The organism is Streptomyces cinerochromogenes (genome assembly GCF_014648635.1).
GTDB lineage: Bacteria > Actinomycetota > Actinomycetes > Streptomycetales > Streptomycetaceae > Streptomyces > Streptomyces cinerochromogenes.
Map to the genome: position 1 here is coordinate 1 of NZ_BMRM01000051.1, position 3672 is coordinate 3672.

Consider the following 3672-nt stretch of genomic DNA (forward strand, 5'->3'; position numbering starts at 1 on the left):
GCCCTGGAGACGTACTGGACCGACGGCTCCGCGATGGAGAAGCAGACCCGCACCCGCGGGGAGCAGGTCGAGCAGGCCCTGATCTCCATCACCGAGGAGAACCTCGCCGACGTCAAGGAGTACCGCGGGCGCGGGCTCGTGTGGGGCCTGGAGTTCCACGCCAAGGACCGGGCCTCGCGGGTGGCGCGGCGCGCCTTCGACCTCGGGCTGCTCATCGAGACGTCCGGCCCCGAGAGCGAGGTCGTCAAGCTGCTGCCCGCCCTCACCATCACCCCCGACGAGCTGGACGAGGGCCTCGGCGTCCTCGCCCGTGCCGTCCGGGAAACCGCCTGACCAGCTAGGAGGAGACGCACCCCGTGATCGTCCGATCGTTCAAGGACATCGAAGGAACCGACCGCCATGTGAAGGCGGCGTCCGGCACCTGGGAGAGCAAGCGGATCGTCCTCGCCAGGGAGCGGGTCGGATTCTCCCTGCACGAGACGATCCTGTACGCCGGGACGGAGACGTCGATGTGGTACGCCAACCACATCGAGGCCGTCGTCTGCACCCGGGGCGAGGCCGAACTGACCGACCACGAGGCCGGGAAGACGTACACGATCACCCCCGGCACCATGTACCTCCTCGACGGACACGAGCGGCACACGCTGCGCGTCAAGGAGGACTTCCACTGCATCTGCGTGTTCAACCCGCCGGTCACCGGACGGGAGGACCACGACGAGAACGGCGTCTACCCGCTGCTCACCGAGCCCGAGGAGGTGTGAGAGCCATGACCACCGCCACCGTGAAGGACCTCTACCCCACCCGCGGCACCACCGAGGTGACCGTCCCCCGCCAGGACCCCGTCGTCTGGGGCGCCCCGGACACCCCGGGCCCGATCGCGGAGGCCGACCTCCGGGCGTACGAGCGGGACGGCTTCCTCGCCGTCGACCAGCTCATCACCCCGGACGAGGTCGCGGTCTACAAGCGTGAGCTGGACCGGCTGGTGGCCGACCCGGCGATCCGCGCCGACGAGCGGTCCATCGTGGAGCCGAAGTCGAAGGAGATCCGCTCGGTCTTCGAGGTGCACCGGATCAGCGAGGTGTTCGCGAACCTGGTGCGGGACGAGCGGGTCGTCGGCCGGGCCCGGCAGATCCTCGGCTCCGACGTGTACGTCCACCAGTCCCGCATCAACGTCAAGCCCGGCTTCGGCGCGAGCGGCTTCTACTGGCACTCCGACTTCGAGACCTGGCACGCCGAGGACGGCCTGCCGAACATGCGGACCGTGTCCGTCTCGATCGCGCTGACCGAGAACCACGACACCAACGGCGGGCTCATGATCATGCCCGGCTCGCACCGGACCTTCCTGGGCTGTGCGGGCGCCACGCCGAAGGACAACTACAAGAAGTCCCTCCAGATGCAGGACGCGGGCACGCCGTCGGACGAGGCACTGACCTCGCTGGCGAGCGAGTACGGCATCCGGCTGTTCACCGGGAAGGCCGGCTCGGCGACCTGGTTCGACTGCAACTGCATGCACGGCTCGGGCGACAACATCACGCCGTTCCCGCGCAGCAACGTGTTCATCGTGTTCAACAGCGTGGAGAACACCGCGGTCGAGCCGTTCGCGGCACCCGTGCGACGCCCCGAGTTCATCGGGGCGCGGGACTTCACGCCGGTCCGGTGAACCGGATTCCGGCCGCCGCTGCTCCACCCCGGTGAAGCAGCACCCCCTGGTGGGACCACCGGGCCGGGCCTCCTCGTGTGGGACGGGGGCCCGGCCCGGTCCTGTCAGCCGGACAGCGCGTCCAGCAGCCGGTCGACGTCCGCGGCCGTGTTGTAGAGGTGGAAGGCCGCGCGCAGGTTGCCCGCGCGGTCCGAGACCTCGATGCCGGCCTCGCCGAGCGCGGGCTGCCGGGAGCCGAGCCCGGGCACCGAGACGATCGCGGAACCGGGCGCGGGCAGGGGCTCGTGGCCGAGTCGGGCGAGGCCGGCGCGGAAGCGGTCGGCGAGGGCGAGGTCGTGGGCGTGGATCGCCGCCACGCCCAGTTCCTCGATCAGTTCGAGGGACCGGCGCAGGCCGGCGAAGGTGAACAGGGCATGGGTGAGGTCGAACCGCCGGGCGGAGCGGGCGAGTTCGGCCACCGGGCCGTAGCAGCTGTCCCACGGGTGCTCGGCCGCGACCCAGCCCGCGAGCAGCGGGGTGAGCCCGCCGAAGTCCTCCGGGACGGTGAGGAAGGCCGCGCCGTGCGGGCCCATCAGCCACTTGAAGGAGACGCTGGCCGTGAAGTCGTAGGCGTCCGCCTCCAGCGGCAGCCAGCCGGCGGCCTGCGAGAAGTCGACGTAGGTGCGGGCGCCGTGGGCGCGGGCGGCCTCGCGCAGGGCGGGCAGGTCGGCGACCCGCCCGTCGGCGGACTGGGCGGCGCTGACCGCGACGAGCGCGGTGCCCGGCCGGACGGACTCGGCGATCCGCTCCAGCGGGACCGCGCGGACCTTGAGGTCGCCGCGGACGTGGAAGGGGTTGAGGACGGAGGTGAAGTCGTCCTCGGCGGTGAGGACTTCGGCGCCCGCCGGGAGCGAGGCGGCGATCACGCCGGTGTGCGCGGCGACCGAGGCGCCCGCCGCGACCCGGTCGGCCGGGACACCGGCGAGCCGGGCGAACGCGGCCCGGCACACCTCCACCTCCTCGTACAGCGGCAGCAGCGGCCGGCCCTGTGCCCGCAGCAGGGCCGCCTCCTGGAGGGCGGTGACGGTGCGGGCGGGCAGCAGGCCGCTGCTCGCGGTGTTGAGGTAGCTGGTCTCCGGGCGGAACTCGGCGCGGACGAGTCGGTCGAACGTCTCCGTGGTCTCCATGGGTCCACTCTGCGTCCCACGGAACTGCCCGTCCATGGCGAACTTTTACGTGGAGCCTCGTAGTGGCCCTTATACGACGGCGCCGACCTGCGGTTTCTCAGTGCTGCGGGACCGCGCACCCGTCCGGGCCGCAGGCCGCCGCGTCCCCGTGGCCGCCCTGGTCGACGAGCTTCAGCGGGGAGCGCTCGCCCCAGGCCTGGGTCAGCGCCTCGGTGAAGACCTCGGCGGGCTGGGCGCCGGAGACGCCGTACTTCCGGTCGAGGACGAAGAAGGGCACACCGGTGGCGCCGAGCTGGGCCGCCTCCCGCTCGTCGGCGCGGACCTCGTCGGCGTAGGCGGTCGGGTCGGCGAGCACCGTGCGGACGGTCTCGGCGTCCAGACCGGCCTCCACGGCCAGCTCCACGAGCCGTTCGTCGCCCTCGGTGAAGACGGACCGCTCCTCGGCGAAGTTCGCCCGGTACAGGATCTGGACGAGCTCGTCCTGCCTGCCGTGCTCCTTGGCGAGGTGCAGCAGGCGGTGCATGTCGAAGGTGTTGCCGTGGTCGCGGTCCCGGGTGCGGTAGTCCAGGCCCTCGGCGGCGGCCTGGGCGCCCAGGTTGTCCTCGCCGGCCTGGGCCTGCGCCTCGCTCATGCCGTACTTCCTGGTCAGCATGGTGATGACCGGCTGCACATCGCCCTTGGCGCGGCCCGGGTCCAGCTCGAAGGAGCGGTGCACCACCTCGACCTCGTCACGGTGCGGGAAGGCAGCGAGCGCCTTCTCGAAGCGGGCCTTGCCCACATAGCACCAGGGGCAGGCGATGTCGCTCCAGATCTCGACGCGCATGTCTTCGGCTCTCTCCGGGTCGT

At 71.7% G+C, this 3672-nt stretch carries 5 protein-coding genes; 3 read left to right on the top strand and 2 right to left on the bottom strand.

Annotation, left to right across the window (positions count from 1 at the left end; translation table 11 throughout):
* From IEZ20_RS39335 to thpD, 3 genes are all read left to right on the top strand, one after another.
* A partial coding sequence (locus tag IEZ20_RS39335; RefSeq protein WP_229896511.1) for an aminotransferase class III-fold pyridoxal phosphate-dependent enzyme occupies positions 1-333 on the top strand: 333 nt, incomplete at its 5' end.
* 23 nt (positions 334-356) lie between these two features.
* The gene (locus tag IEZ20_RS39340; RefSeq protein ID WP_189307942.1) at positions 357-761 is read left to right on the top strand and encodes an ectoine synthase; all 405 of its coding nucleotides are present in this window, start codon (positions 357-359) and stop codon (positions 759-761) included.
* A 5-nt stretch (positions 762-766) separates the two neighbouring features.
* Entirely contained in the window at positions 767-1660 is an 894-nt protein-coding gene (gene thpD, locus IEZ20_RS39345) for an ectoine hydroxylase (protein WP_189307944.1), read from the top strand.
* 104 nt (positions 1661-1764) lie between these two features.
* Here thpD and IEZ20_RS39350 read toward each other — a convergent pair whose 3' ends face one another.
* Positions 1765-2826 (bottom strand): aminotransferase class V-fold PLP-dependent enzyme, encoded by a 1062-nt coding sequence (locus IEZ20_RS39350; RefSeq protein WP_189307945.1) that lies wholly within the window; start codon positions 2824-2826, stop codon positions 1765-1767.
* 97 nt (positions 2827-2923) lie between these two features.
* Positions 2924-3649 carry a DsbA family oxidoreductase gene (locus tag IEZ20_RS39355; RefSeq protein ID WP_189307947.1) on the bottom strand — a complete coding sequence of 242 codons (726 nt, stop codon included), beginning with the start codon at positions 3647-3649 and terminating at the stop codon, positions 2924-2926.
* Between the last annotated feature and the right edge of the window lie 23 nt (positions 3650-3672).

Excerpts from the sequence above, each read along its gene's own strand:
- thpD (WP_189307944.1), top strand. The coding sequence starts at position 767 with ATGACCACCGCCACCGTGAAGGACCTCTACCCCACCCGCGGCACCACC.
- IEZ20_RS39350 (WP_189307945.1), bottom strand. The coding sequence starts at position 2,826 with ATGGAGACCACGGAGACGTTCGACCGACTCGTCCGCGCCGAGTTCCGC.
- IEZ20_RS39355 (WP_189307947.1), bottom strand. The coding sequence starts at position 3,649 with ATGCGCGTCGAGATCTGGAGCGACATCGCCTGCCCCTGGTGCTATGTG.